17 protein-coding genes are annotated in these 20,664 nt (G+C 67.0%); 8 read left to right on the top strand and 9 right to left on the bottom strand.

Annotation, left to right across the window (positions count from 1 at the left end; genetic code table 11):
* Positions 1-4: 4 nt before the first annotated feature.
* The 4 genes from K3F48_RS00465 to K3F48_RS00450 are packed head-to-tail and all read right to left on the bottom strand — an operon-like array spanning position 5 to position 6,792.
* The gene (locus K3F48_RS00465) at positions 5-2,086 is read right to left on the bottom strand and encodes a hypothetical protein (RefSeq protein WP_222573433.1); all 2,082 of its coding nucleotides are present in this window, start codon (positions 2,084-2,086) and stop codon (positions 5-7) included.
* Positions 2,083-4,872 carry a DUF4159 domain-containing protein gene (locus tag K3F48_RS00460; protein WP_222573432.1) on the bottom strand — a complete coding sequence of 930 codons (2,790 nt, stop codon included), beginning with the start codon at positions 4,870-4,872 and terminating at the stop codon, positions 2,083-2,085. The genes K3F48_RS00465 and K3F48_RS00460 overlap by 4 nt, the downstream gene beginning before the upstream one ends.
* Complete coding sequence (locus tag K3F48_RS00455; RefSeq protein ID WP_222573431.1) at positions 4,872-5,795, bottom strand: DUF58 domain-containing protein; 924 nt, start codon at positions 5,793-5,795, stop codon at positions 4,872-4,874. Before K3F48_RS00455 ends, K3F48_RS00460 begins: the two co-directional genes overlap by 1 nt.
* Position 5,796: 1 nt before the next feature.
* Complete coding sequence (locus K3F48_RS00450; RefSeq protein ID WP_222573430.1) at positions 5,797-6,792, bottom strand: MoxR family ATPase; 996 nt, start codon at positions 6,790-6,792, stop codon at positions 5,797-5,799.
* A 192-nt stretch (positions 6,793-6,984) separates the two neighbouring features.
* On the opposite strand from K3F48_RS00450, the gene K3F48_RS00445 reads away from it, so the two are divergent.
* The 5 genes from K3F48_RS00445 (at position 6,985) to K3F48_RS00425 (ending at position 10,678) form a co-directional block, all read left to right on the top strand.
* Complete coding sequence (locus K3F48_RS00445) at positions 6,985-7,509, top strand: hypothetical protein (RefSeq protein ID WP_222573429.1); 525 nt, start codon at positions 6,985-6,987, stop codon at positions 7,507-7,509.
* Positions 7,510-7,671: 162 nt separating this feature from the next.
* A complete protein-coding gene (locus tag K3F48_RS00440) occupies positions 7,672-7,932 on the top strand; it encodes a DUF6111 family protein (protein ID WP_222573428.1) in 261 nt (86 codons plus the stop codon).
* Between the two features lie 2 nt (positions 7,933-7,934).
* The gene (locus tag K3F48_RS00435; RefSeq protein WP_222573427.1) at positions 7,935-9,176 is read left to right on the top strand and encodes a CCA tRNA nucleotidyltransferase; all 1,242 of its coding nucleotides are present in this window, start codon (positions 7,935-7,937) and stop codon (positions 9,174-9,176) included.
* 61 nt (positions 9,177-9,237) lie between these two features.
* A complete protein-coding gene (locus K3F48_RS00430) occupies positions 9,238-9,495 on the top strand; it encodes a hypothetical protein (RefSeq protein WP_222573426.1) in 258 nt (85 codons plus the stop codon).
* Between the two features lie 85 nt (positions 9,496-9,580).
* Positions 9,581-10,678, top strand: coding sequence for a hypothetical protein (locus K3F48_RS00425; RefSeq protein WP_222573425.1), 1,098 nt, complete (start codon positions 9,581-9,583; stop codon positions 10,676-10,678).
* A 36-nt stretch (positions 10,679-10,714) separates the two neighbouring features.
* Here the strand turns inward: K3F48_RS00425 and K3F48_RS00420 are convergent, their stop codons facing one another.
* Entirely contained in the window at positions 10,715-11,509 is a 795-nt protein-coding gene (locus K3F48_RS00420) for an SDR family oxidoreductase (protein WP_222573424.1), read from the bottom strand.
* Positions 11,510-11,733: 224 nt separating this feature from the next.
* On the opposite strand from K3F48_RS00420, the gene K3F48_RS00415 reads away from it, so the two are divergent.
* A complete protein-coding gene (locus tag K3F48_RS00415; RefSeq protein WP_255607826.1) occupies positions 11,734-13,038 on the top strand; it encodes a lipoprotein-releasing ABC transporter permease subunit in 1,305 nt (434 codons plus the stop codon).
* A gap of 5 nt (positions 13,039-13,043) precedes the next feature.
* Positions 13,044-13,727, top strand: a complete 684-nt coding sequence (locus K3F48_RS00410) for an ABC transporter ATP-binding protein (RefSeq protein WP_222573422.1) — start codon at positions 13,044-13,046, stop codon at positions 13,725-13,727.
* Between the two features lie 82 nt (positions 13,728-13,809).
* Here K3F48_RS00410 and K3F48_RS00405 read toward each other — a convergent pair whose 3' ends face one another.
* The gene (locus K3F48_RS00405) at positions 13,810-14,385 is read right to left on the bottom strand and encodes a hypothetical protein (protein ID WP_222573421.1); all 576 of its coding nucleotides are present in this window, start codon (positions 14,383-14,385) and stop codon (positions 13,810-13,812) included.
* A 525-nt stretch (positions 14,386-14,910) separates the two neighbouring features.
* Between K3F48_RS00405 and K3F48_RS00400 the strand changes: the two genes are divergently transcribed.
* Positions 14,911-15,663: an enoyl-CoA hydratase-related protein gene (locus K3F48_RS00400; protein WP_222573420.1), complete on the top strand. Its 753-nt coding sequence runs from the start codon at positions 14,911-14,913 to the stop codon at positions 15,661-15,663.
* 18 nt (positions 15,664-15,681) lie between these two features.
* Here the strand turns inward: K3F48_RS00400 and K3F48_RS00395 are convergent, their stop codons facing one another.
* The 3 genes from K3F48_RS00395 to K3F48_RS00385 all read right to left on the bottom strand — a co-directional run bounded on the left by K3F48_RS00395 (position 15,682) and on the right by K3F48_RS00385 (position 20,522).
* The gene (locus tag K3F48_RS00395; RefSeq protein WP_255607823.1) at positions 15,682-17,976 is read right to left on the bottom strand and encodes a bifunctional diguanylate cyclase/phosphodiesterase; all 2,295 of its coding nucleotides are present in this window, start codon (positions 17,974-17,976) and stop codon (positions 15,682-15,684) included.
* A 3-nt stretch (positions 17,977-17,979) separates the two neighbouring features.
* Positions 17,980-18,915 carry a crotonase/enoyl-CoA hydratase family protein gene (locus K3F48_RS00390; protein ID WP_370631326.1) on the bottom strand — a complete coding sequence of 312 codons (936 nt, stop codon included), beginning with the start codon at positions 18,913-18,915 and terminating at the stop codon, positions 17,980-17,982.
* A gap of 257 nt (positions 18,916-19,172) precedes the next feature.
* Entirely contained in the window at positions 19,173-20,522 is a 1,350-nt protein-coding gene (locus tag K3F48_RS00385; RefSeq protein WP_222573418.1) for a multicopper oxidase family protein, read from the bottom strand.
* Positions 20,523-20,664: the final 142 nt, after the last annotated feature.

The raw sequence follows: 20,664 nt of genomic DNA, 5'->3' as shown, positions 1-20,664 counted from the left end.
GCCTCTACCGTCGCCCTTCCCACGCCCAAGCGGCGACGATGGCGCCCAGCAGCGCGGCGAGGCCCAAAAACCCCAGCGCCAGCGGAGCGACCTCGACGCCGCGCAGCGCGCTCGCCTGCGTGCGCTTCACGCCGAGATAATCCACGCCGCCGAACACCGAGGCTTCGCGCAGCTCCACGATGCGCGGCAGCGTGATCGCGCCGCTGGCGGCGCGCGCGAGGCGGCGCACGGTTCCGCCCGTCGCCTCGGCCAGAGGGCGCAGCTTCTCGAGCGTCGACGCCACCTCGCGGAACTCACGCGGATTTTCCGGCCCCACATTGACGAGCGCCTTCAGCTCGCCGCTCTCGAAACGATAGAGCCCCATCTCCTGCGCGGCATGATGCGCGCGCGAGAGGCCGGGCGCCGCCGGCGCGAGCGCGATCTGCGATCGCGCGCCGGAGGGCGCGGTCATCGTCGCCGGCGCGTCGCTCTCCGTCAGGCTCTGGCGCTCGATCAGAATGTCATGGCCATGCGTGCTCGCCCGCAGCGCCTCCTCCTCGAGGTCGGGCTCCTTCATCAGCCAATGGGCGAGGCGGCGCGTGAGGTCGACATGCGGCCCGCCGCCTTCGAAGCCGCGCGCCCACAGCCACATCTGATCGGTGAGCAGAGCGGCGACGCGCCCCTTGCCCTCGCGCGCGAGCACCAGGAGCGGCCGCTCATTGACGCCGGCGAGCAGCGAATTGCCCTTCACCACATCGGCCTCGACCAGGCGGAACCATTCGCCCCAGCTCGGCGGATCGGACCCCGCCCCCTCGAGCCCGCGCGTGACCGGATGCTTCTCGCCATCGGCGGTGACATGGGCGCGAAAGGCGCGCTCGACCAGCGCGCCGTCGGGCCGCGCCGGAATAATGCTCTCCAGCGGCGAGTAATAGAGCCCCTGCACAGTGGCGAAATCCGGCCCCGTGGCGACGAGGAAGGCGCCGCCGTTCTCGACATAGCGCAGGATGTTGTCGAAATAGACCGAGGGCAGGATCGTCTGGTTCGAGTAGCGGTCGAAGATGATGAGGTCGAATTCGTTGATCTTGCGGCCGAAGAGATCCGCGGTCGGAAAGGCGATCAGCGACAATTCATGCGGCGGCGTGCCGTCGAGCTTCTCGGGCGGACGCAGAATGGTGAAATGCACCAGCTCGACATTTGCGTCGGAGCGCAACAGATTGCGCCAGCTGCGCTCGCCCGGATGCGGCTCGCCGGAGACCAGCAGGACCTTGAGCTTGTCGCGCACGCCCTCGATGGCGACGACGGCCTTGTTGTTGACGGCGGTCAATTCGCCCGGCAGCGTCGCGGCTTCGAGCTCGACGACATTCTGTCCGCCATGCTCAACGCGCACGGGAATGTCGACCGTCTCGCCGGCGCGCGCGACGACGCGCGGCAAAGGCTCGCCGTCGCGGCGCATCTCGATGACGAGAGGCTCTCTCCCGCCGATATTGCTGTCGACGACGCGCGCGCGAATGATCTGGTCCTTGCCGACGATGCCGAAGCGCGGCGCCTCGATCAGCTCGAGGCGCCGGTCGCGCTCGCCCTCATGGCCGGTGACGAGCGCATGCACTGGCGCGACGAATCCGAGCGCCGCGGCGCTCGCGGGAATGTCGTGAACGATTCCGTCCGTCACCAATATCGCGGCGCCGACGCGCTCGCGCGGAACATCCTTCATCCCGTCTTCGAGCGCCTGGAACAGCCGCGTGCCATCGCTGTCGCCGCCGTGACGGGCGCTGTCGATGAAGCGCGGCTCCACGTCGCCGAGCGCGGCGAAGGCGCGCTCCAGCGCCTCGCGCGCGGCGTCGGTCTGCGCCTGCCGCTCGCCGAAGGATTGGCTTTCGCTGCGGTCGAGCACCACGGGAACGATGGTCTTCGACGGCTCGCGCTGCTCGCGCACCAGCGAGGGATCGCAGAGCGCCAGCAGCACGAGCGCGAAGGCGCAGAGGCGCAGAACCGCTCCACGTCCGCCGGCGCGCAGCGAGAGAATAGCCAGCGCGATGGCGACGGCGCCGAGCGCGGCGAGCGCCGGCCAGGGCAATAGCGGCGTGAAGGCGAGGGACAGCTCATTCATTGGCCGAGCCGCTCCAGCAGGTCGCGGACATGCACTTGATCGGATTTGTAATTGCCGGTCAGCGTGTACATCACCAGATTGACGCCGCCGCGGATGGCGAGCTCGCGCTGGCGCGCGCCGCCGGGCGTGAGCGTGTAGAGCGGCCGCCCGTCGGGTCCGGCGGCCCAGGCGCCGGCGAGATCATTGGAGGTGATGACCACCGGCGACACGCTGTCGGTGGCGCGCACCGGCCGGCCCGGATCATCCTTGCGCTCGGGCGGCAGCGCCTCCACCCAGGTCTTGCCGTTGACCGTGCGGCCATAAAAACCGTCGAGCAGATAGAAGGTCTTGGTGATGACATGGTCGCGCGGCACCACCTCGAGCTCCGGGATGTCGAGATTGCGCGTCAGCTCGCGCAGCCATTTGGTCTCCGCCGTCGGCGGCCCGTCCGGATGCGCGACCAGCGCGTCGCGCGTGTCGAAGACGATGGTGCCGCCCTGCTTCAGATAGAGGCCGACCTTGGACATCGCCTGGCTCGAAGGCAAAGCCGCGGTCGCCACGATCGGCCAGTAGAGCATCGGATAGAAAGCGAGCTCGTCGCGCGCCGGATCGACGCCGACAGGCTGGCCGGGCGTGTAGGACGTGCGCTGCGACAGAGCGCGCGACAGCGCTTCGAGCCCGAGACGGCTCGTTTCGTCGACGCGGGCGTCGCCGGTGACGACATAAGCGAGACGCGAAACAAGCGCCGCGTCGCGGTCGCGCTGCGAGAGCGCCGCCGCGGCCTTCGGCGCATCCTTGGCCTCTGCGCGCGGCGCCGCGACGCCGATGAGCGCGAGCAGCAGGACCACAGCCGTCGCGGCGCCGACGCGAAAGGCGCCGGCGCGCGCGAGCAGAATCGCCCAATCGGCGAGGAGGCCGAGGAAGACGAGCGCGAGCAGCGCCGGGCGCAGATCGATCGGCGCGTCTCCCTCTAGAGTGGAAACCGGAAGCCCGAGCGTGGAATAATCGAGCCGGCGCAATTCATCGCCGGGACGCAGCGACTGCAAGGCGACCGGCGCATCGGCCGGGCCGTAAAAGCCCGGCGGGTGATCGCGATCGGCGGGACCGTCGAAATCGCCGGGAATGGGCCGCGCCATCGGCGGCGGCGGCCGCATCACGCCGCGACCGTCGAGCGCGACCAGCGGCGCGAGAGCTGTGTCCGGCGCCGCTCCGCCTGCTTCCCGATGCGCCGCCGATGCGCCGCTCTCGGCGGCGATCCGGCGCAGCATGTCGACGAAGAGTCCGGAGATCGGCAGATCGGACCAGGTGGCGTCGGCGCTGACATGAAACAGCACGATCAGCCCCTTGCCGCGCCGCTCGGCGGTGACGAGCGGCGTGCCGTCGGTCAGCGTCGCCCAGGTCTTGGCCGGCAGGCCGGGCTCGGGCTCGGCCAGCACCTGCCGCGTCACCGTCACCTCCTCCGGCGCCGGCAAGCCGAAGAAGGGGCTCCCCGACTCGAAGGGCGCGAGCGTCTTGGGGCTGTCCCAGGACATGGCCCCGCCGAGCACGCGGCCGTTGCGCCGCAGCCGCACCGGAGTCAGCTCGTCGGCGCCATTGGCGAGGCGCGGGCCGGCGAAGCGCAGCAGCACGCCGCCCTCCTCGACGAAACGGGTCAGCGCGTCCAATTCCTCGCCCGGCACGACGCCGATATCGGCGAGCGCGATCATGTCGGGATGGTCGGCGACGAGGCCGAGCAGCGGCTCGGCGATTCCGGGCTTGGGGATGCGCACCTCGGCGAAGGGCGCGAAGGCCTTGGCGAGATAATATTGCGGCGCGAGCAGCGGCTGGGCGAGATCGACGCTGGTTCCGCTCAGCACGGCGACGCGCCGCACCTTGGAGCGGCCGTCGAGCAGCGCCACCGCGCCGGCCGAGGGCTCGCCCTCGAGCCGCAGCAGAACGACGTCATTGCGCAATTCGATCGGCAGATCGAAGCGCGCCGTCGCTCTATTGTCGCCGTCGAAAGAGAAAGGCGCCTGCGCGATGACGCGCCCCTGCGCGTCGAAGGCGGAGACGCGGCCGGAGGAAGCGGCGTCGCTCGCGGCGCGGATCGCCTCGACCTCGAGCGCGCCGGCGCGATTGGACGGCGCGACCAACGCCCGGGCGATCCGCGAATCGGCGAGGATGCGCACATCGGCGCCGGCGTTCTTCGCCGCGACGAGGGCGTCGGCGAAAGCGTGCGCGCCCCCCTGCTCCAGCCCGTCGCCGATCCACACCACGCGCGCGCCCTTATGGGCGGCGACGAAGGACGCGAGCCGCGCGGCGGCGGCGGCGCGATCGGGAATATAGGGCTTGGGCGCGAGCGCGCGCAGGCGCTCGTCGATCTTGCCGCCGTCGTCGAGAACCGGCTCGGAATCGGCCTCGGACATGGGCAGCACGGCCACGGCGGCGCCGTTGCGCGCGGCCTCCAGCGCCAGCGTGCGCGCCGCCTCGATGCGGCGATCGAAATCGGGCGCCGCCGGCCAGCCGTCGTCGATGGCGAGGAGCAGCGGCGCGCGCGAGAACGGCGTCGACGCCGTCGGCGCCAAGGTCGGCCCGGCCATGGCGAAGATCGCGCAGGCGGCGATCGCGAGGCGCAGCAGCAGCAGCCAGAGCGGCGTGCGCGCCGGCGTCTCCTCGCGGCGCAGCAGATCGAACAGCAGCCGGACCGGCGGAAACACGATTTCGCGCGGACGCGGCGGGGAGACCCGGAGCAGCAGATAAATGGCCGGCAGCGCGACGAGGCCGACGAGGGCGATCGGCGCGGCGAAGGAGAGCGCGAGCGGCCCCATCAGACGCGCTCCAGCCCGGAGGCGAGCGCGAAGCTCAAAGTCAGCGCCGCCTCGGCCGCCGGCCGGTCGGTGCGGTGGAGATGCAGCGAGAAGCGGGCGCCGGCGGCGGCGCGGACGATCTCGTCACGATGGCGGGCGAGGCGCTCGGCATAGGCTTCGCGCCAGGCCTGCGCGCGGCCGGCGCGCAGAGTGGCGCGGCTGTCGGTGTCCAGAAACAGGGTCTCGCCCTCGAAGGGAAAGCTCTCCTCGACCGGATCGGCGATCATCAGCAGCGCGCCGGCGGCGCCATTGGCGGCGATCCGGCCGAGACGATCGGCGAGCTCGGCCGGATCGCAGAGGAAATCAGAAAAAAGCAGGACCTTGGCGCCGGCGGGAAGAGGCGCGGCCGGCGGCAGCTCGGCGCGGGCCGATTCGCCGGCCGAGGCCAGCGCCTGGGCCAGACGCTCGATGATGTCGCGCGTCGACATCGCATGGGTGAGGCCGGCGAGGCCCACCCGCTCGCCGCCGCGCATCAGCACATCGGCGAGGGCGAGGCCGAGCGTCAGCGCGCGGTCGAGCTTGGGCTCCAGCGCCAGCGAGGAGACGAAAGCCATGGAGGGCGAGCAATCCATCCACAGGAAATAGGAATGCGCCGCCTCCCATTCGCGCTCGCGCACGAACAGCCGATCATCGCGCGCCGAGCGCCGCCAGTCGATGCGATGCGCCGGCTCGCCGGCGCCGAAGGGGCGGAACTGCCAGAAATTCTCGCCCATGCCGGCCCGCCGGCGCCCATGCGCGCCATGGACGACGCTGGCGGCGACCTCGCGGGCGCGGATGACGATATCGGGCAGGCGGCCGGCGAGATCGGCGGCGTCGATGGCCCGCGCGCTCGCGGCGAGACGCGCGCCGGGCTCCAGCGCCCTGGTGACGACGGCGGGCGCCACCTCAGCCGATCCTCTCGACCAGCTTTTGGATCAGCTCGACGATGCTGCGCCCTTGAGCGCGCGCGGCGAAGGTCAGCGCCATGCGATGGCGTAGCGCCGGCGCCGCCAGCGCCGCCACATCGTCGAGCGAGGGCGAGAGCCGCCCAGAGACGAGCGCGCGGGCGCGCGTCGCCAGCATCAGGGCCTGGGCCGCGCGGGGACCGGGGCCCCAGGCGACATGGGCGGCGATTTCCGGGTTTCCGTCGCCCGGCCGCGCGGCGCGGACGAGATCGAGAATGGCGTCGACCACGCGGTCGCCGACCGGCAATTGCCGCACCAGCCGCTGCGCCGCGATCAGCTCCTCGGCCGAGAGCGCGCGCCGCGCCTCGACCACGCGGTCGCCGGTGGTCTCGAGCAGAATGCGCCGCTCGCTGGCGCGGTCGGGATAATCGACGTCGATCTGCAACAGGAAGCGGTCGAGCTGCGCCTCGGGCAGCGGATAGGTGCCCTCCTGCTCCAGCGGATTCTGCGTCGCCAGCACATGGAAGGGGCGCGGCAGATCATGGCGCTCGCCGGCGACGCTGACATGATATTCCTGCATCGCCTGCAGCAGCGCCGATTGCGTGCGCGGCGAGGCGCGGTTGATCTCGTCGGCCATCAGCAATTGCGCGAAGACCGGGCCTTTGACGAAGCGGAAGGCGCGCTTCTTGTCGGCGGTCTCCTCCAGCACCTCGGAGCCGAGAATATCGGCCGGCAGCAAGTCCGGCGTGAACTGGACGCGGCGCTCGTCGAGGCCGAGCACTTTTCCCAGCGTCTCGACCAGCTTGGTCTTGGCGAGGCCGGGCACGCCGACCAGCAATCCATGGCCGCCGGCGAGCAAAGTGACGAGCGCCTGCTCGACCGCCTCCTCCTGTCCGAAGATGACCGTGGACACGGCCTCGCGGGCGCGGCCGATCTGCTCGAGCGCGCGCTCGGCGGCGGCGGCGACGGATGTCGTCGCCAGTTCTTGCTCGGTCATGGACGGCTCTCCGCTAGCGACGGCGGCTGCGTCGCAACTGGTCCTAGAATAAGCTCCAGGGAGCGCTTGTCGACTTAAACGATAATTAATCCGGCTTGCCCCTGCGACAAAGCTGGCCTATCGACTCAAAGCGTTTCCACTGCTGCACGTCCGGCGAGGCCGGAGCGTCCCTCGTTAGCGGGGCCAAACAATATGTCCGCAAATCGGCTCGATCTGACGAGCACTTATATCGATCTGAGCTTCGAAGGATTCGTCGACATCTCACGAGATGACGACACCGTGATCTACCGCTTTTCGGGCTTCGTGATCAGATTTGTCACGACATCGACAAACGCTATAAAGTATATTAAATTGGACATGTTTTCGATTGGCATAGCACATGCGCAACCGGAGAAGAGCTTACGAGGGTATGTGACAATCTGCTCCACCCTGAATGCGGAAAACCCTCGGCAAATTCTTCCGAATATCGAGTTTCGGCTTCCTTCTGAGGCCGTTATCGAATGCGACTATGTGTGTTTCAGCGTGCGGGGAGAAATAACCACCAAATTCGTCGAAAAAGCCGGCGGTCTCCCAGATGAGGTTTCGGGTCGCGCGATCTGGCCCATTACCGCACCCGGCAATCGTTGGATCGAGAATCCGGACGCGCGCCGCCCGGAGATTCGCTACAAGCGGCCGGCGGACCCGAGCGATCCCTGTGCTCCAGAGTGGATTCGCTAGAGCGCTATCCGATCGGATCGGAAAGCGCTCTAGCCAACGCCTGCGTCGGTCCGTCCACGTGATTCATCATCCGCGGATCCGCCGCAGATCTCTCTCGACCATGCTATGTTGCCCGGCAGGACGCGAGAGCAGAAGGCCAGTCGCGAGAAAGAGGCGCATCGAATGTGGCGGGTCATCCTCCAACCTCTGCTGCTGTTCGTCACCCCCTTCGTCCTCTACGCGCTCTATCTTTTGGCGCGCCGGCGCTTTCCCTTCGTCGCCGAGCTGTGGACGCGCAGCGTGGTCTCGACGCTCACCATCGCCGGCCTCGCCGCCGCGGTCGCCGGCTTCATCGCGCTCGGCGTGCTGACGACGCGCAACCAGGGGGCCTATGTGCCCGCCCATATCGAGGACGGCCGGCTGGCGCCCGGCCGTTTCCAATAGCCGTGCCGCTGCGCCTGCTCGCCGATCCGAAGATCGGGCGCCTGTTCGCCGCGCTCGCCGCGACCGGCGGCGAGACGCGCATCGTCGGCGGCGCCGTGCGCGATTCGCTGATGGGCCGCCGCCCGCACGAGGTCGACCTCGCCACCACCGCCCTCCCCGAGGCGGTGATGGCCGCCGCCGCCGCGGCCGGCCTCAAATGCGCGCCGACCGGCATAGAGCACGGCACCGTCACCATCGTCGTCGAAGGCACGCCCTTCGAGGTCACGACCTTGCGCGAGGACGTCGAGACCTTCGGCCGCCACGCCAAGGTGCGCTTCGGCGATGATTTCGAGGCCGACGCGCTGCGCCGCGACTTCACCATCAACGCGCTGTCGCTGTCGCAGGACGGAACGCTGCACGACTACGCCGGCGGGCTCGCCGATCTCGAGGCGCGGCATATCCGTTTCATCGGCGATCCGGCGACGCGCATCGCCGAGGATCATCTGCGCGTGCTGCGCTTCTTTCGCTTCCACGCCTCCTTCGGCGCAGGCGCGCTCGATCCCGCCGGCCTCCACGCCGCGATCCTCGCGCGCCATTCGTTGCAAAAGCTCTCCGCCGAGCGCCTGCGCGCGGAAACTCTCAAGCTGCTGGCCGCGCGCGGCGCCGTCGCCGTAGCGCGCGAAGTGTCGCAGGCGGGGATTTTCGAGATCGTCGCCGGCGCGACCTTTCCGGCGCGGCTCGAGCGGCTCGCCGCGATCGAGGACGCCCTCGGCCGCTTCGTCGATCCGCTGCTGCGGCTGATCGCGCTCGCCGTGACGGTCGAGGAGGACGCCGACCGTCTGCGCGAGCGGCTGCGCCTCTCCAATATCGAGCACAAGCGCGCGGCCGGCACCGCCCGCCTGCTCGTGGAGCTGCATGGCGCGCGCGAGGCGCCGAGCGAGCCGGAGCTGACGCGGCTGCTCTATGTGCATGGGCGCGCCAGCGCGCGCGACGCCGTGGCCCTCGTCCATGCCGAGAGCCGCGCACCGGCCGGCGACGAAGGCTGGCTGCGCGCCGCGCGCTTCGTCGCCGAGACGCCCTCGCCCGATTTTCCGGTCAAGGCCGCCGATCTGATGGCGCGCGGCCTCGCCCCCGGCCGCGCGCTCGGCGCCATGCTGAAGGAATTGCAGGCCAAATGGATCCGCGCCGGCTTCCCCAAGGACCCGGCGATCGTCACGCGGCTCGTCGAGGAGGCGACGACGAGCCGCGATTCGGCCGGCGAGTGACTCCCCTTCCCGCGCTTTGCGCGCTATCATCGGACGACCGTCCGAGCGCGGGAGTAGCGTCATGAGCCTAGTGACCAGGCAGCCGAGGGATGTGGCGCGGCGGCTGGCCGAGCGCGCCCGCGCCATTCGCAGCGGCGCGCGCGCCGACGGCTGGCGGCGCGAGACCTTCACGCTGGAGCGCGGCGAGGCGCGCGCCAAGGCGCGCGAATGGTTCGACCTCTACCCCAAGGCCGCCTATATGACCGAGATCGAGTTCTGGCGCGAGCTCGACGACGGCCGCATCGAGTTCACGATCAGGCGGCTGCCGAGCGCGGATTGAGCATACTCGATGCCCGCTCCTTTCCGCGGCCTCCCCACTTGAAAAGAGTTCGTTTTGAAAAGAGTTCGTTCGGAAGGTCCAGACGATGCTATACGGATTTCTCGCTCTGCTCATTCCGGCACTGATCGCAATTTTGGGATTTTTGTACGATTTTCCGAACCAGCGTTGGGCGATACGCTGGAAAAGCATACCCTTATCAATTTGTGGCAAAAGGCGTTCAATACCTCTTCCGGAAAGAATGCCTTGGCCCGTGTACGTCGCGATGGCATTGGTCGCTGTGGCGTTGATATTTTCAATTGAAAAGCTCGTAAGTGACGATAGTGACGCGCGCGCAAGTCGGGAAGCACAAACCGCACTATCCACTCATCTTGATAAACTCAAAGAGGTAAGCTCCAACGCATACAATGCGCTCGAATATGCGAGACGAGAGATAGCAGAACTACGCTCGGACAACGACCGACTGAGAGAAGCTCTGTTGAAGGCCGAGGGACGCCTCCGACGCATGATCGACAGCTCAGCCCATCCGACTGTGACCTTGATAAGCTATTTCCAGCTACAGCCCCTCGAGGAACGGGCCCATACCAACGAAATTCGCCTAAGCGAATTCGATAAAATGATGCGACGTATCGATCGTGAGATAACCAACTCGCCTAACCACGACGAACTTCTCACAAAAGAATGCGCTTTGATCCCACTGCTAGAAGGGCATGATACGCTTAAATGGTTAAATAATTTCCTCGAAAAAACTCTGTATCCAGAGGAATTCTCGCTAGAGATCGGCTTCGCCGGAAAATCAAATATCACCGACATCGACAAGAGAGGCGTTGGATTTGACACCTACGCGAGCTTGATGCCTGATTGGTCGACTCGCTGGAGTTTATTCTATAATAATCTCAGAAAGATATTCGTGTTGCAGATGGATCACCATCTCGACTCGAAAGAGTTTTATGTTGCAAACAAGGGCGTCAAGCTGCAGCAGCTTGCCAGCTCGATGATGATGATCCGCAACACTTCCGACACTAGTGCGTTGATGCGTGGCTTAATCGAGGCAATTTGGTTCAAGACGCCAACAGGAGAACATTATGGCTTGAGGGTGGAAGCCTTGCCAGAAGCCGACTCGAGCTGGCCGCAGTTTACCCGATTCGGGCCGACGCCGACTCTCCTGGAAAATACCTCGTGCTAATTTGACTGCTTCTTCAGCCCGCGATGAATCCGTCCGTCAATCCGGCAGCACGTCCGGCGTTTCCCAGGCGAGATGCTGCCCGGCGTCCACCGCGATCATCTGCCCGGTCACGCTCTTCGCCTCGGCGAGAAACACAACAGCGTCCACCACGCCCGCGACATCGGCCGCATGCTTCAGCGGCACGCCGCGCGCTTCGGCTTCAAAACCCTTCTGGCCATGCACGGCGTTGGGGAACACAGGCCCCGGCCCCACGGCGTTGACGCGAATGCGCGGCGCGAAGCTCTGCGCCATGGTGCGCGTCGCCGTCCACAGAGCGGATTTGGCCAGCGTGTAGGTGAAATAGCGCGGGGTCGGACGGAACACGCGCTGATCGAGAAGATTGACGATCGCGCCGTCGACGCCTTCGGGCAGGCGCGCCGCCATGTCGCGCGCGAGCAGGAGCGGCGCGCGCAGATCGACCGCGAGCTGACGGTCGAAGGTCTCGACCGAAAAATCCTCGGCCGAATCGAGCTCGAACAGCGAGGCGTTGTTGACGAGCAGAGTGATCGGCCCGAACTGCCGCGCCGCGAATTCGACCAGCGCCTCGGTCTCGCGCGCGACGGAGAGATCGGCGGCGGCGACGGCGGCGCGCCCGCCCCGGGCGCGGATCGCCTGCGCCGCCAGCTCCGCCTCCTCGGCCGAGCGATGCGAGGCGTGCAGCACGACGGGCCGGCCCTGCTGCGCGAGCCGCGCTGCGATGGCGAGCCCGATGCGCCGCGCCGCGCCGGTCACCAGAGCGGGCCCGAGGCCGGCGCCGCCCGCGCTCGAAGTCTCTTCGCGTTTCGTGCTCACGAGCGGGACGTGTCACAGCCCGCCGGCGAGGTCAATCGCGCGGCGCCGGCGGAAAAGCGCGTGCGTCGCCCCCACCCCGCCGTCCTGTCGCCATGATTGCGCCGCTGTCCTCGATGAGGACGCTGAACCGCGCCCGATTCGGCGGCAAAAATCCAGTGGAGGCGCGCCGCTCCGCCTCGAGCGCGCGCTTGAACCGCTTCGGACTGGACGGCACAATGGAAGCAATGAGCGAATCTTCCCTGTCCACGGCGGCCGAGGCCGCGCCGCCGCCGTCTCGCGCGCGAATCTTCGCGCCCTTCGAATGGGTCGTCGCCCTGCGCTATGTGCGCGCGCGCCGCGCCAATGGCGTCGTCTCGGTCATCGCCGGCTTCTCCTTCCTCGGCATCACGCTCGGGGTCGCGACGCTGATCGTCGTGATGTCGGTGATGAACGGCTTCCACAAGGAGCTGATGGACAAGATCGTCGGCATCGACGGCCACGCCTTCGTGCAGGCGGCCGAGCGGCCGCTGACCGATTGGGCGCAGGTGACCGCTCAGATGCAGCGCCTGCCGGGCGCCAAGCTGGTCATTCCGATGGTCGAGGGCGCGGCCGGAATCTCCTCGCCCTATGGCCAATCCGGCGCGCTGGTGCGCGGCATGCGCGAGCAGGACATTCTGCGCCTGCCGGGCATGGCCGGCAATGTGAAGGACGGAACGCTCGACGGCTTCGACGCGGCCGGCGGCGTCGCCATCGGCCAGCGCCTCGCCGAGACGCTCGGCATTCGCGTCGGCGATTCGATCAGCCTGCTGATCGCCAAGGGCGCCTCGACTCCCTTCGGCGTGGCGCCGCGCATAAAGGCCTATCCGGTGGTGGCGGTCTTCCAGATCGGCATGTCGGAATATGATCGCGTGTTCGTCTATATGCCGCTCGCCGAATCGCAATTGTTCTTCAATCGCGAGAACGAGGTGACGGTGATCGAGGCGTTTCTGGACGATCCCGAGGCCGTCGACAAGCTGCGCTCCGATGTCGAAGCGACGATCGAGAGACCGCTGATCCTCACCGACTGGCGCCAGCGCAACAAGACGTTTTTCGAGGCGCTGCAGGTCGAGAAAAATGTCCTGTTCATCATACTGACGCTCATCGTCCTGGTCGCCGCCTTCAACATCATCTCTGGGCTCACTATGCTGACGAAGGACAAGATCTCGGATATTGCGATCCTGCGCACCATGGGCGCGACGCGCGGCTCGGTGCTGCGCATCTTCCTCATCATCGGCGCCTCGATCGGGATCGCCGGCGACATCGCCGGCTTTCTGCTCGGCCTCGGGCTCGCCACCAATCTCGACGCGATCCGCCTCGCGCTCAACAAATTGATGCACGCCAATCTGTTTCCGGCCGAGCTCTATTTCCTGTCGCGTCTGCCGTCGATCGTCGATCCGCGCGAAGTGACTTTGGTGGTGACGATGACTCTGGTCCTCGCCATTCTCGCCTCCGTCTATCCCGCGTGGAAGGCGGCGAGCCTCGATCCGATCGACGCGCTGCGGCACGAGTGAGGGACATGACCGCTCCCGTTCTCGTGCTCGCGGGCGTCGCCCGCCATTATCGCGAAGGCGCGACGCGCCTCGACATTCTGACCGGCGTCGATCTCGCGCTCGCGCCCGGCGAGACAGTGGCGCTGGTCGCGCCCTCCGGCGCCGGCAAATCCACGCTGCTGCATATCGCCGGCTTGCTCGAGCGGCCCGACGCCGGCGAAATCTATGTGGCGGGCGGCGCGACCTCGCAAATGTCCGACAATGATCGCACGGCCCTGCGCCGCATGGCGATCGGCTTCGTCTACCAGTTCCATCGTCTGCTGCCGGAGTTCACGGCGCTCGAGAATGTCGCGCTGCCGCAGACGATCGGCGGGCTCGACCGGCGCGAGGCGGAGCGCCGCGCGTTGGAGCTGCTCGACTATCTGCGTCTCGGCCAGCGCGCGCGCCATCTGCCCTCGGAGCTCTCGGGCGGCGAGCAGCAGCGCGTCGCCATCGCCCGCGCCGTCGCCAACGCCCCGCATGTGCTGCTCGCCGACGAGCCGACCGGCAATCTCGATCCACGCACGGCGGAGCATGTGTTCGCGACGCTGATGTCGCTCGCGCGCAACACCGGCCTCGCGGCGCTGATCGCGACCCATAATCTCGACCTCGCCGATCAGATGGACCGGCGCGTCACGCTGGTCGACGGGCGCATCGTCGAGCTCGACTGAGCCGAGGCGAGCCCGCAGGCTCGCGGTCCGGGTCGGCGATGGCGGCGGCCGCGCAATTGCGGCCGCCCCTCTCGGATCGGCCTCACGCCGCCTTCTTTTTCTTGTTCTTGTCGATGAAGGCGTTCTTATACCAGAGGCCGAAGCCGGCGAGACCGAACAAGGCGAAGAAGGCCGCGATGAAGATGTCCCTGTCGGCGGTGGTGCCGACCGAGAAGGGGAAGCGCGACACATATTCGCGGCCGTCGTCCGCCTTGGCGGTCACGAGGCCGATGAACTTGCCCTTCTTGGCGAAGTCATATTCGAAGTTCAGCGTGCCGGTCCGATATTTCTTCGGCGGGACATGGACCTCCGTGTTCTGTTCGAGATTCTCGGCGTCGTCCTTCTGACCCACGTCGCGCAGGATGCGGATCTCCAGCGTCATGTCGCGCAGCTCGTCCTGCACCGCATCGAGCACGATGATGGTCGGCCCGACGTCCGGAATGTCGTCGCAGAACTGCTCGCGCGACTTCAGCGGCTGATAGCCGGTGAAGTTCATCGTGTCCGGCCCGATCTTCATGATGCATTGGCCGCCGTCGATGCTGACGCCGCCATGGGCCTGCGCCTGTGAGACGAGGCCGGTCGTCGCCAGCGCGGCCGCGACGAGAAATCTCGAAATCATCGCTTCTCTCCCCATCTTCGTTTCCCGCCGCTTCATTGGCGAGCGTCGGTCGGTCGTCTAGCAGCGTCATCCGGTCCGAATGGATCGGATCACGCTCTAGCATTCTTTCGTTTGAGCGAATTCTGATCGATCGAACGATGCCGTTGGATCGGAAAGCGCTCCAATCAAAATCCCGCATCGGCGGCGAGCGTCGCCGCCGGGAGACCGGCGGCAAGCGCCGCCGCATCTGCTATTAGCACATGATCTCATCGACATAGGGACAGTTCTTTCCGCGCGGGGGAAGAGTGCGCGGGCGCGGCCGCGCCCGCCTGTACGGCTCCAACTCGCTCGGGTGGGTCGAGAAGCGGCTGGAGTGCCGATATGCGGCTAAATGCCGCAGCCCTGCTAGCGTCTCGATCTGGCTGGAGTACGTACGTATTTTTTCCCTCTTGATATTAACCTTAACGAAACTTTGTTGCGAAAAGTCTTTAAAATTTTAAGTATTCTGTTAACGATTATTGCACCTTCCCTTCGAGGAGACGAAGCATGAATGCGGTAGTTTCGAAGATCGACATGTCCACCGTTGTCGCTGACGAAACTTATGTTTCCCCTGCTGTCTTGCCGGACGAACTGGGATTCGTATCGCAGCGGCGCGCGCTGACGCTTCACCGTTTCGACGATTTGGATACGCTGCTCCTGAGCAAGCTCGAGCCGGGCTTCGACGGAGACAGCATCGAAGGGCTGAGCCTATTGCTCGAGCACATTTCGACAGATCGACTGCGCGGGCTCAAATACCTCGTGTACGACTTTGCTCATCGCAGCGATTGCGAGCCGGCGGCGGCGGACGGATTCGACGATCTGGCGTCGGCCAATGCGCGCCTCATTCTGGACGCGCCGGTCATATCGATCGCATGGGCCAGATCCTATCTGAAAGGAGTGGATCTCGACTTCGCCCTCTCCTGCTCCATGATCGTCGCCGATCGGGACGCCCGCTTCTGCTTCGAGGCGGATTTGACCTCGGCCGTAGGAGTCTATGGCGCGCTCGCGCAAAAGCTCGGCTTCATGAAAGCCGAGCGGCTGATGGAAAATGGCGAGGTGCTGACCGCTGTGCAGATGCAGGAGCTCGGTCTCGTCAAGCATATCGTCGAGAGCGACCAGGGCGTCGGCGGAGCCGCGAGCTATGTGCGCCAGTGCGGCCGGCGCCATAATGCGTCCTACAGCATGTTCCGGGCGCAGCGCATCACGGCGCCGCCGGTCCGCCGGCAGAGCGCCGCCGCCAGCGCGAGCCGGCGCGTCTGACGAGCGCGCGCGGGCGCCTCAGGCGACGACCTTGAGGAGACTGTCCGCGCGTTTGCCGGCCAGCAGCACGTCGAGCTCCTCCCGGGGCTTCGGCGTGCTGAACAAGAAGCCTTGAATGAGGTGGACGTTCTTGGCGCGCAGCAGCGCGAGCTGCTCGCGCGTCTCCACGCCTTCGGCGACCAGTTCGACGCCGAGCTCCTCGGTCAGCTGCGCGACCGCGCCGACGATCGCCTGCGCCTTCGTCGAATGCGACAATTGCAGCACGAAGGAGCGGTCGAGCTTGATCTTGTCGACCGGAAAGCTGTTGAGATAGGCGAGGCTGCTGAAGCCCGTTCCGAAATCGTCGAGCGAGAGGCGGACGCCGAGCGCGCGCAGGCCCGCGATCTTGGCGGCGGCGTCCTCCGTGTCCTGCATTAGCGTCGACTCGGTGATCTCCACCTCGAGCCGGCTCGGATCGAGCGATGCGGCCGAAAGCGCCGCCTCCACGCGCGCGACGAGATCGGGCTGCTGGAACTGCTTGCAGGAGAAATTGACGGCGATCCGCGACAGGGCGGGCCAGCGGCGCGCGTCGCGGCAGGCGTTGCGCAGCACCCATTCGCCGAGCTCGACGATGATGCCCGTCTCTTCCGCGATCGGGATGAAGGTCCCCGGCGAGACGGCGCCGAGCTGCGGATGGCGCCAGCGCGCCAGCGCCTCGCAGGAGGCGACCGACTGGTCGCGGGCGTCGAAGATCGGCTGGTAGTGAATGTCGAGCGCGTCGGTTCGGAGCGCCTCGCGCAGATCGCGCTCGATGCGCCGCTTGCGCAGCAGCGCATCCTCCATCGCGGTGTCGAACCATTGCGCCCGCCGCCGGCCGGCGGCTTTCGAATGATACATGGCGAGGTCGCCGCATTTCAGCAGCCCCTCGACCGTCGTCGCGTCGCGCGGCGCCACGCAGAGGCCGACGCTGGCGCCGATGACGATCGTGTGGCCCTCGATCGTGTAGGGACGGCCGATCGTCTCGATGACGCGCTGCGCGAGCGCGTCCGCCGGCGGCATGTCCGCGGTCGCATGCATCAGCACGCAAAACTCGTCGCCGCCGAAGCGGGCGACCATGTCGACCGTGCGCACGCACTCGCGCAGCCGGTCGGCGACGGCGCGCAGCAGCAGGTCGCCGATCGAATGGCCGAGCGTGTCGTTGACCTCCTTGAACTGGTCGAGATCGATGCTCAGCAGAGCGAGGCGGAGGCCGCGCTTCTGGATGTGGCGCAGATCGCGCTCCAGCCGCTGCTGGAACTGGAACCGGTTGGCGAGGTTCGTCAGCGTGTCGAAATGGGCGATCCGCTCGATCTCGCGCGCCGCGCGGCGCCGCTCGGTCACGTCCTCGATCACGGTGACGAAGGCGCCATTGTCGGCCGGCTCGCAGCGGAAGTCGTAGATGCGGTCGCCGAGCTCGCGCGAGAACAGGCTGGTCTTGGGCAGCGCCGCATGGGATTCCCACTGCTCGACGAAGGCGCGGCGGTCCTCCTGCGGCAAGTCCGTCGCTTGCGCGATCCGCGCCGCGAGCACGCGCAGCTGCTGCGGCGGCTCGTCCTCGCCGAGGCTGAAAAATTCTCCGAGGCGATGATTGACGACGGTCAGCGAGCCGTCGGCGTTGCCCATGCACAGGCCGTGGCTCATGCTGTTCAACGCCGATTTGAAGCGCCTGCGCTGCATGTTCGCGTCACGGCCATTGCGCAGCGCAGCCTCGAGATTGGCGTGCAGGAACTTGGTCGTCGATTTGACGGAGACGAAGAACAGAAGCAAAATCGCGGTGAGGCCCCAATACCACTTGTTGTAATAGAACAGGCAGGTGATGGCGAGCGGCATCAGCGTGCCGATGGCCTGGCCGAACACGATCCGCGGACTTCCCGAATTGCGCGCGGCCAATGCGCCGGCGCAAGCCGTCATGATGACGATCCCGTAATAGACCGTCATATCGTCGTGGTGCTGATGAAAGAGCACGGCGGCGGTGACGCCGACCGCGGTCATGAAGCCGATGCCGCCGATCGCGTAGCGAAATTCCCATTTGGCCGCGTCGCGACGTCGCTCCTCGACCGGGGTCCGCTCATGGGTGATCAGGACGTGGAGCCGGCAGACCGCCGCCGCGAGCATCAACGCCAAGAGATAGGCGTAGACGTCGTCCCATGTCGCAAAGAGCGCGATGGTCGGAACGAGCAGGCCGCCGAACACGCCGGCCAGGAACGATCCCGGCGTCCCGAGCAACGTCTCGACGAGATCGGCGTAGATCTCCGATTCGATCTCGTCGCGTGCTTCGGGCTTGGCGTCCGACATAGATCACCCGTTCGTGAGCGCTCCGCGTTCCCCTGCCGGCGACTTGTCCGGCTCCTGCGTCCCGCCGCGGTCCGACATCCGCTTCTGCGCGGCGACGAGGCGTTCCATATGCCGCAGGTCGGGCTCCGTGATCGAGCAGGAGCAATCGGTCCAGAGCTCGGTGATGCGAATGAGCTCCTCGTTGGAAACCGGAAAGCAGATCCGCCTCGTTTCGGCGAGGGCGAGGCGGCGGCGCCAACGCTCTTCGCCGCCGTCCATGATCCAACACAAGGCCTGCTCGCGCAAGGTCGAGTCCGGCACGAGAAGATCGATGGCGCCGAACGCATGCATTTCGTCCCCGCTATAGACCTTCCCCTCGGAAATGATCTCGTGGGCGCGCGCGGATCCGAGCCGCCGCGTCAGCAGCGTCACCGCCCCCATTCCCGGAAAAGTGTTGAACGCGACCTCCGGGACGCCCAGCTTCGAATGAGTCTCGGCGATGAGGAAGTCGGCCGTCAGCGCCGCCTCGAAGCCGCCTGCGAGGCACTGGCCGTGAATGGCCGAGACCGTGACGATCGGAAGCCCGAAGCTCGTGGCGAGGCCATAGATCACATCGATGCAGGCATAGGCGTAATGGAGCAGAGTCTCGCGGTCGCGCCTGCGGATCGAAGCCGAGAAGGTCGCGAGATCGCCGCCGAGGCTGAACACGCCGGGCTTGTTGGAGGCATGGACGAAATAGCGGATCGGCCAGCGGGATCGCGCCGCCTCGGACGCGAATAGCAGGCGCAGGGATTCGCGCACGTCCGCCATGTCGGTCAGCGTCTGCAGATTGTAATATGGCGGCGAGGACGCCTTATAGCTCATCCAGACGGATTGAGACGCCGAGTCATAATCGAGGTCGAGATGCTCGAACGTCCAGTTCGGAAACTGCGACGGTTTTCTCGGGCTATACGTCAACACGCTTATCGGCATGACCGCTCACGAGTTGCTGAGGTGGCTGTCGCAATCGGCGCGACCGCAGGACTCTTCGTCGACACGAGTTGGCGCTCCGATGAATTACAGACCGAGGGTTATTATATTGTTACGCAATTCCTTCGATCCTCGCCTTCGTCGAACAGGGCGAGACCCTGGCGTCGAGGATCGTACGACATGATGCAACCCGCAGTCTATTTTTGCAACACAACTCAATTTTTACACGTTTCCGTGCCGCATCCCCCTCACTCGACCTCGAACCAAGCGGCGAGGCCCGCGGCTTCGTGCTCCAATATGTCGTCGTGAACCGCCCATTTGCCCGGACTGTCGGCGACGAAGGCGATGCGCTTGGTCTTGCCGGGCGGCACGACCACGCCATTGCGCCAATAAGGCTCCCATCCGTCGTCGAGATCGTGCAGGAGCCGCACGGCATGGCCGTGCACATGCATGACCACGGCCGACTCGGCGCGGTTGACGAAGCCGAAGGTGATCGGCGTCCCCCGCTTCACCTTCAGCAGCGCCGCCCCCTCATAGGCCTTGCTCGGCGCGCCATTGATCGACCAGCGCGCCCCCGGCGCCTTCGGCGGCTCCAGCACGAGGTCGAGCTTCTTGGACGCCTCGAGCCGGATCTCGGCCGGCAGCAGCGGGTTGAGCGGCGCCGCGACGATCGGCGGGCGCGCGGGCGCCGCGGGACCCTTGGCGACGAATGTGACGAGCTCGCGGTCCGGCTCGGCGAGGCTGCGCAGAATCAGCGCGGCGCGGGCGCCTTCCGTGCGGGGAAGGTCGAACATCACCTCGAAGCGCGCGCCGGGCGCGACCGGAATCGTGCGCCGCACCGGCTCGAAAGCGTCGCAGGGCTGGCTGTCGACCGCGACCACGAAGGGCTGCGCAGTGTCGAAAGCGATGAACATGATGCGGGCGTTGGCGAGATTGGCGAGACGCAGCCGCACGCGCGCGCCGGGCGCGAACTCCCGCACCGATGGCGCGGGCTTGCCGTCGACGGCGACGATCGGGCCGATCCGCCCTGCCCCCGCCGCCGCCGCATGGGCGTCGAAATCGCCCTCGATGCGCCCGTCCTTGTCGAGGCGCCAGTCGTCGAGCGCCATCACGAGATCGACATCCGCCGCGAGCGGCTCTGGCTCGTCGACGACGAGCAGCCCCTTGAGGCCCCGCGCCATCAGCTCGGGCGTCGCGCCGAACACGGACGGCCGGTAGCAGAAGAGGCCCGCATCCGTCGCCTTGCGGCGATATTCGAGCGCGCCCCCGGTCGCGACCGCGGCCTGCACGAGCGGCGCGACGCCGTCCATGGCGTTGTCGCCGCGCATGCCGTGCCAGTGCAGGCTCAGCGGCTTCTCTACCTTGTTGACCAGCTCGACCGCCAGCTCCTGGCCCTGGCGCAGGCGCAGCAGCGGCCCGGGCGACCAGCCGCCGAAGCCCCAGATTTCCGTCGGCGCGGCCGGCTCCGGCAGCAGCCGCAACAGGCCGGTCCGCGCTTCGAGGACCCGCTGCCCCGGCGCCTCGGCGCGCGCGTCGAGCGAGACGAGAGTCGCGGCGACCCCGCCGATGAAGGATCGGCGCGAGCAGACGGGCGGCATGGAGCGTCCTTACTTTAAAGGTTCGATGCGCGACTATTGCCGACGCGCCGGGTTCCATCAACAGCGGGGTCCTCGCGCTCGCGACATTTTCTTTAGCGGCGGCGACGCGCCGTGCTATAGAGCGCCCGCCGCGAGCCGCGGA

The sequence above is a fragment of the Methylosinus sp. Sm6 genome (assembly GCF_019802345.1).
Taxonomy (GTDB): domain Bacteria; phylum Pseudomonadota; class Alphaproteobacteria; order Rhizobiales; family Beijerinckiaceae; genus Methylosinus.
The sequence above is the reverse complement of the archived record's forward strand: the minus strand, read 5'-3'. Positions and strand labels throughout refer to the sequence as shown.

Excerpts from the sequence above, each read along its gene's own strand:
- K3F48_RS00465 (WP_222573433.1), bottom strand. The coding sequence starts at position 2,086 with ATGAATGAGCTGTCCCTCGCCTTCACGCCGCTATTGCCCTGGCCGGCG.
- K3F48_RS00460 (WP_222573432.1), bottom strand. The coding sequence starts at position 4,872 with ATGGGGCCGCTCGCGCTCTCCTTCGCCGCGCCGATCGCCCTCGTCGGC.
- K3F48_RS00450 (WP_222573430.1), bottom strand. The coding sequence starts at position 6,792 with ATGACCGAGCAAGAACTGGCGACGACATCCGTCGCCGCCGCCGCCGAG.
- K3F48_RS00445 (WP_222573429.1), top strand. The coding sequence starts at position 6,985 with ATGTCCGCAAATCGGCTCGATCTGACGAGCACTTATATCGATCTGAGC.
- K3F48_RS00440 (WP_222573428.1), top strand. The coding sequence starts at position 7,672 with ATGTGGCGGGTCATCCTCCAACCTCTGCTGCTGTTCGTCACCCCCTTC.
- K3F48_RS00430 (WP_222573426.1), top strand. The coding sequence starts at position 9,238 with ATGAGCCTAGTGACCAGGCAGCCGAGGGATGTGGCGCGGCGGCTGGCC.
- K3F48_RS00425 (WP_222573425.1), top strand. The coding sequence starts at position 9,581 with ATGCTATACGGATTTCTCGCTCTGCTCATTCCGGCACTGATCGCAATT.
- K3F48_RS00415 (WP_255607826.1), top strand. The coding sequence starts at position 11,734 with ATGAGCGAATCTTCCCTGTCCACGGCGGCCGAGGCCGCGCCGCCGCCG.
- K3F48_RS00410 (WP_222573422.1), top strand. The coding sequence starts at position 13,044 with ATGACCGCTCCCGTTCTCGTGCTCGCGGGCGTCGCCCGCCATTATCGC.
- K3F48_RS00405 (WP_222573421.1), bottom strand. The coding sequence starts at position 14,385 with ATGATTTCGAGATTTCTCGTCGCGGCCGCGCTGGCGACGACCGGCCTC.
- K3F48_RS00400 (WP_222573420.1), top strand. The coding sequence starts at position 14,911 with ATGAATGCGGTAGTTTCGAAGATCGACATGTCCACCGTTGTCGCTGAC.
- K3F48_RS00395 (WP_255607823.1), bottom strand. The coding sequence starts at position 17,976 with ATGTCGGACGCCAAGCCCGAAGCACGCGACGAGATCGAATCGGAGATC.
- K3F48_RS00385 (WP_222573418.1), bottom strand. The coding sequence starts at position 20,522 with ATGCCGCCCGTCTGCTCGCGCCGATCCTTCATCGGCGGGGTCGCCGCG.